The 4,671-nt window shown below is 50.4% G+C and carries 1 tRNA gene and 3 rRNA genes; all 4 read left to right on the top strand.

The features are described 5' to 3' along the window. A 16S ribosomal RNA gene (locus HT693_RS08145) occupies nucleotides 1-1,344 on the top strand; the annotation flags it as partial. Nucleotides 1,345-1,395: 51 nt separating this feature from the next. After that, nucleotides 1,396-1,468: transfer RNA gene (locus HT693_RS08140), tRNA-Ala, on the top strand. 124 nt (nucleotides 1,469-1,592) lie between these two features. Then, nucleotides 1,593-4,494 (top strand): 23S ribosomal RNA (locus HT693_RS08135). Between the two features lie 76 nt (nucleotides 4,495-4,570). After that, nucleotides 4,571-4,671: ribosomal RNA gene (rrf, locus tag HT693_RS08130) — 5S ribosomal RNA — on the top strand; the annotation flags it as partial.

Raw genomic sequence — 4,671 nt, 5'->3', positions numbered from 1 at the left:
CTTAAAAGGTGCAATTGCATCACTACCAGATGGACCTGCGTTGTATTAGCTAGTTGGTGGGGTAACGGCTCACCAAGGCGACGATACATAGCCGACCTGAGAGGGTGATCGGCCACACTGGGACTGAGACACGGCCCAGACTCCTACGGGAGGCAGCAGTAGGGAATCTTCGGCAATGGACGGAAGTCTGACCGAGCAACGCCGCGTGAGTGAAGAAGGTTTTCGGATCGTAAAGCTCTGTTGTAAGAGAAGAACGAGTGTGAGAGTGGAAAGTTCACACTGTGACGGTATCTTACCAGAAAGGGACGGCTAACTACGTGCCAGCAGCCGCGGTAATACGTAGGTCCCGAGCGTTGTCCGGATTTATTGGGCGTAAAGCGAGCGCAGGCGGTTAGATAAGTCTGAAGTTAAAGGCTGTGGCTTAACCATAGTAGGCTTTGGAAACTGTTTAACTTGAGTGCAAGAGGGGAGAGTGGAATTCCATGTGTAGCGGTGAAATGCGTAGATATATGGAGGAACACCGGTGGCGAAAGCGGCTCTCTGGCTTGTAACTGACGCTGAGGCTCGAAAGCGTGGGGAGCAAACAGGATTAGATACCCTGGTAGTCCACGCCGTAAACGATGAGTGCTAGGTGTTAGACCCTTTCCGGGGTTTAGTGCCGTAGCTAACGCATTAAGCACTCCGCCTGGGGAGTACGACCGCAAGGTTGAAACTCAAAGGAATTGACGGGGGCCCGCACAAGCGGTGGAGCATGTGGTTTAATTCGAAGCAACGCGAAGAACCTTACCAGGTCTTGACATCCCTCTGACCGCTCTAGAGATAGAGCTTTCCTTCGGGACAGAGGTGACAGGTGGTGCATGGTTGTCGTCAGCTCGTGTCGTGAGATGTTGGGTTAAGTCCCGCAACGAGCGCAACCCCTATTGTTAGTTGCCATCATTCAGTTGGGCACTCTAGCGAGACTGCCGGTAATAAACCGGAGGAAGGTGGGGATGACGTCAAATCATCATGCCCCTTATGACCTGGGCTACACACGTGCTACAATGGCTGGTACAACGAGTCGCAAGCCGGTGACGGCAAGCTAATCTCTTAAAGCCAGTCTCAGTTCGGATTGTAGGCTGCAACTCGCCTACATGAAGTCGGAATCGCTAGTAATCGCGGATCAGCACGCCGCGGTGAATACGTTCCCGGGCCTTGTACACACCGCCCGTCACACCACGAGAGTTTGTAACACCCGAAGTCGGTGAGGTAACCGTAAGGAGCCAGCCGCCTAAGGTGGGATAGATGATTGGGGTGAAGTCGTAACAAGGTAGCCGTATCGGAAGGTGCGGCTGGATCACCTCCTTTCTAAGGAAAAGGAACTGCGCATTGGTCTTGTTTAGTCTTGAGAGGTCTTGTGGGGCCTTAGCTCAGCTGGGAGAGCGCCTGCTTTGCACGCAGGAGGTCAGCGGTTCGATCCCGCTAGGCTCCATTGGTGAGAGATCGCCAAGTAATGCACATTGAAAATTGAATATCTATATCAAATAGTAACAAGAAAATAAACCGAAAACGCTGTAGTATTAATAAGAGTTTATGACTGAAAGGTCAGAAAATAAGGTTAAGTTAATAAGGGCGCACGGTGGATGCCTTGGCACTAGGAGCCGAAGAAGGACGTGACAAACGACGATATGCCTTGGGTAGCTGTAAGTGAGCGATGATCCAGGGATTTCCGAATGGGGGAACCCAACAGGTACTACCTGTTACCCACATCTGTTAAGGATGTGAGGAGGAAGACGCAGTGAACTGAAACATCTAAGTAGCTGCAGGAAGAGAAAGCAAAAGCGATTGCCTTAGTAGCGGCGAGCGAAACGGCAGGAGGGCAAACCGAAGAGTTTACTCTTCGGGGTTGTAGGACTGCAATGTGGACTCAAAGATTATAGAAGAATGATTTGGGAAGATCAGCCAAAGAGAGTAATAGCCTCGTATTTAAAATAGTCTTTGTACCTAGCAGTATCCTGAGTACGGCGGGACACGTGAAATCCCGTCGGAATCTGGGAGGACCATCTCCCAACCCTAAATACTCCCTAGTGACCGATAGTGAACCAGTACCGTGAGGGAAAGGTGAAAAGCACCCCGGGAGGGGAGTGAAATAGAACCTGAAACCGTGTGCCTACAACAAGTTCGAGCCCGTTAATGGGTGAGAGCGTGCCTTTTGTAGAATGAACCGGCGAGTTACGTTATGATGCGAGGTTAAGTTGAAGAGACGGAGCCGTAGGGAAACCGAGTCTGAATAGGGCGCCTTAGTATCATGACGTAGACCCGAAACCATGTGACCTACCCATGAGCAGGTTGAAGGTGCGGTAAGACGCACTGGAGGACCGAACCAGGGCACGTTGAAAAGTGCTTGGATGACTTGTGGGTAGCGGAGAAATTCCAAACGAACTTGGAGATAGCTGGTTCTCTCCGAAATAGCTTTAGGGCTAGCGTCGACATTAGAGATTCTTGGAGGTAGAGCACTGTTTGGGTGAGGGGTCCATCCCGGATTACCAATCTCAGATAAACTCCGAATGCCAAAGAATTATGGTCGGCAGTCAGACTGCGAGTGCTAAGATCCGTAGTCGAAAGGGAAACAGCCCAGACCACCAGCTAAGGTCCCAAAATAATTGTTAAGTGGAAAAGGATGTGGGGTTGCACAGACAACTAGGATGTTAGCTTAGAAGCAGCTATTCATTCAAAGAGTGCGTAATAGCTCACTAGTCGAGTGACCCTGCGCCGAAAATGTACCGGGGCTAAAACAATTTACCGAAGCTGTGGATACCTTTATAGGTATGGTAGGAGAGCGTTCTATGTGTGATGAAGGTATACCGTGAGGAGTGCTGGAACGCATAGAAGTGAGAATGCCGGTATGAGTAGCGAAAGACAGGTGAGAATCCTGTCCACCGTAAGACTAAGGTTTCCAGGGGAAGGCTCGTCCGCCCTGGGTTAGTCGGGACCTAAGGAGAGACCGAAAGGTGTATCCGATGGACAACAGGTTGATATTCCTGTACTAGAGTATGTAGTGATGGAGGGACGCAGTAGGCTAACTAAAGCAGACGATTGGAAGAGTCTGTCTAAGCAGTGAGGTGTGAATTGAGTTAAATGCTTAATTCTATAACATTGAGCTGTGATGGGGAGCGAAGTTTAGTAGCGAAGTTAGTGACGTCACACTGCCAAGAAAAGCTTCTAGCGTTTAAACATACTCTACCCGTACCGCAAACCGACACAGGTAGTCGAGGCGAGTAGCCTCAGGTGAGCGAGAGAACTCTCGTTAAGGAACTCGGCAAAATGACCCCGTAACTTCGGGAGAAGGGGTGCTGACTTAAAGTCAGCCGCAGTGAATAGGCCCAAGCAACTGTTTATCAAAAACACAGCTCTCTGCTAAATCGTAAGATGATGTATAGGGGGTGACGCCTGCCCGGTGCTGGAAGGTTAAGAGGAGTGCTTAGCGTAAGCGAAGGTATGAATTGAAGCCCCAGTAAACGGCGGCCGTAACTATAACGGTCCTAAGGTAGCGAAATTCCTTGTCGGGTAAGTTCCGACCCGCACGAAAGGCGTAATGATTTGGGCACTGTCTCAACGAGAGACTCGGTGAAATTTTAGTACCTGTGAAGATGCAGGTTACCCGCGACAGGACGGAAAGACCCCATGGAGCTTTACTGCAGTTTGATATTGAGTGTCTGTACCACATGTACAGGATAGGTAGGAGTCTACGAGATCGGGACGCCAGTTTCGAAGGAGACGCTGTTGGGATACTACCCTTGTGTTATGGCCACTCTAACCCAGATAGGTGATCCCTATCGGAGACAGTGTCTGACGGGCAGTTTGACTGGGGCGGTCGCCTCCTAAAAGGTAACGGAGGCGCCCAAAGGTTCCCTCAGAATGGTTGGAAATCATTCGCAGAGTGTAAAGGTATAAGGGAGCTTGACTGCGAGAGCTACAACTCGAGCAGGGACGAAAGTCGGGCTTAGTGATCCGGTGGTTCCGTATGGAAGGGCCATCGCTCAACGGATAAAAGCTACCCTGGGGATAACAGGCTTATCTCCCCCAAGAGTTCACATCGACGGGGAGGTTTGGCACCTCGATGTCGGCTCGTCGCATCCTGGGGCTGTAGTCGGTCCCAAGGGTTGGGCTGTTCGCCCATTAAAGCGGCACGCGAGCTGGGTTCAGAACGTCGTGAGACAGTTCGGTCCCTATCCGTCGCGGGCGTAGGAAATTTGAGAGGATCTGCTCCTAGTACGAGAGGACCAGAGTGGACTTACCGCTGGTGTACCAGTTGTCTTGCCAAAGGCATCGCTGGGTAGCTATGTAGGGAAGGGATAAACGCTGAAAGCATCTAAGTGTGAAACCCACCTCAAGATGAGATTTCCCATGATTTTATATCAGTAAGAGCCCTGAGAGATGATCAGGTAGATAGGTTAGAAGTGGAAGTGTGGCGACACATGTAGCGGACTAATACTAATAGCTCGAGGACTTATCCAAAGTAACTGAGAATACGAAAGCGAACGGTTTTCTTGGTTTGAATAGATATTCAATTTTGAGTAGGTATTACTCAGAGTTAAGTGACGATAGCCTAGGAGATACACCTGTACCCATGCCGAACACAGAAGTTAAGCCCTAGAACGCCGGAAGTAGTTGGGGGTTGCCCCCTGTGAGATA

This window comes from Streptococcus sp. 2154, assembly GCF_013277255.1.
In the GTDB taxonomy this organism is placed as follows: domain Bacteria; phylum Bacillota; class Bacilli; order Lactobacillales; family Streptococcaceae; genus Streptococcus; species Streptococcus pseudopneumoniae.
Note: the sequence above shows the minus strand (reverse complement) of the source record. Positions and strands in the feature narration are given on the sequence as shown.